This is a genomic window from Acinetobacter sp. LCT-H3, assembly GCF_001866125.1.
Taxonomy (GTDB): domain Bacteria; phylum Pseudomonadota; class Gammaproteobacteria; order Pseudomonadales; family Moraxellaceae; genus Acinetobacter; species Acinetobacter schindleri.
Genome location: NZ_MODX01000061.1, coordinates 1 through 2183, shown reverse-complemented (window position 1 = coordinate 2183; position 2183 = coordinate 1). Strand labels below are relative to the sequence as shown.

Here is a 2183-nt window from a genome sequence, read left to right as displayed (position 1 = left end):
ACTGACCGATAGTGAACCAGTACCGTGAGGGAAAGGCGAAAAGAACCCCTGTGAGGGGAGTGAAATAGATCCTGAAACCGCATGCATACAAGCAGTGGGAGCCGACTTGTTCGGTGACTGCGTACCTTTTGTATAATGGGTCAGCGACTTATATTCAGTAGCGAGGTTAACCGTATAGGGGAGCCGTAGGGAAACCGAGTCTTAATAGGGCGTTTAGTTGCTGGGTATAGACCCGAAACCGGGTGATCTATCCATGAGCAGGTTGAAGGTTAGGTAACACTGACTGGAGGACCGAACCCACTGTCGTTGAAAAGCCAGGGGATGACTTGTGGATAGGGGTGAAAGGCTAATCAAACTCGGTGATAGCTGGTTCTCCCCGAAAGCTATTTAGGTAGCGCCTCGGACGAATACCATTGGGGGTAGAGCACTGTTTCGGCTAGGGGGTCATCCCGACTTACCAAACCGATGCAAACTCCGAATACCAATGAGTACTATCCGGGAGACAGACTGCGGGTGCTAACGTCCGTAGTCAAGAGGAAAACAATCCAGACCGCCAGCTAAGGCCCCTAAATTATAGTTAAGTGGGAAACGATGTGGGAAGGCATAGACAGCTAGGAGGTTGGCTTAGAAGCAGCCACCCTTTAAAGAAAGCGTAATAGCTCACTAGTCGAGTCGGCCTGCGCGGAAGATGTAACGGGGCTAAAACTATATGCCGAAGCTGCGGATTTGCAATTTATTGCAAGTGGTAGGGGAGCGTTCTGTAAGCCGATGAAGGTGGATTGAGAAGTCTGCTGGAGGTATCAGAAGTGCGAATGCTGACGTGAGTAACGACAAAGCGGGTGAAAAACCCGCTCGCTGAAAGACCAAGGGTTCCAGTCCAACGTTAATCGGGGCTGGGTGAGTCGACCCCTAAGGCGAGGCCGAGAGGCGTAGTCGATGGGAAATTGGTTAATATTCCAATACTTCTGTTTAATGCGATGAGAGGACGGAGAAGGTTAAGTCAGCCTGGCGTTGGTTGTCCAGGTGGAAGGTTGTAGGCATGTATCTTAGGCAAATCCGGGGTACTCTATGCTGAGAACTGATAGCAAGCTGCACTTGTGCAGTGAAGTGGCTGATACCATACTTCCAGGAAAAGTCTCTAAGCTTCAGTTAAACAGGAATCGTACCCGAAACCGACACAGGTGGTCAGGTCGAGTAGACCAAAGCGCTTGAGAGAACTCTGCTGAAGGAACTAGGCAAAATGGTACCGTAACTTCGGGAGAAGGTACGCTGCCGGCGGTGATAGGACTTGCTCCTTGAGCTGTTGGCAGCCTCAGAAACCAGGCCCCTGCAACTGTTTATTAAAAACATAGCACTCTGCAAACACGAAAGTGGACGTATAGGGTGTGATGCCTGCCCGGTGCTGGAAGGTTAATTGATGTGGTTAGCGCAAGCGAAGCTATTGATCGAAGCCCCAGTAAACGGCGGCCGTAACTATAACGGTCCTAAGGTAGCGAAATTCCTTGTCGGGTAAGTTCCGACCTGCACGAATGGCATAATGATGGGGGCGCTGTCTCCAGCAGAGGCTCAGTGAAATCGAAATCGCCGTGAAGATGCGGTGTACCCGCGGCTAGACGGAAAGACCCCGTGAACCTTTACTGCAGCTTGACATTGAACTTTGATCTTACTTGTGTAGGATAGGTGGGAGGCTTTGAAGTGGCGACGCTAGTTGCCATGGAGCCGTCCTTGAAATACCACCCTGGTAATATTGAGGTTCTAACTCTGTCCCGTTATCCGGGACGAGGACCATGTCTGGTGGGTAGTTTGACTGGGGCGGTCTCCTCCTAAAGAGTAACGGAGGAGTACGAAGGTGCGCTCAGCGTGGTCGGAAATCACGCGTAGAGTATAAAGGCAAAAGCGCGCTTAACTGCGAGACCCACAAGTCGAGCAGGTACGAAAGTAGGTCTTAGTGATCCGGTGGTTCTGTATGGAAGGGCCATCGCTCAACGGATAAAAGGTACTCTGGGGATAACAGGCTGATACCGCCCAAGAGTTCATATCGACGGCGGTGTTTGGCACCTCGATGTCGGCTCATCTCATCCTGGGGCTGAAGCAGGTCCCAAGGGTATGGCTGTTCGCCATTTAAAGAGGTACGCGAGCTGGGTTTAGAACGTCGTGAGACAGTTCGGTCCCTATCTACCGTG

At 51.4% G+C, this 2183-nt stretch carries 1 rRNA gene; it reads left to right on the top strand.

The annotated features are described in order from the left end of the window. Positions 1-2183, top strand: a 23S ribosomal RNA gene (locus BK820_RS14800); the annotation flags it as partial.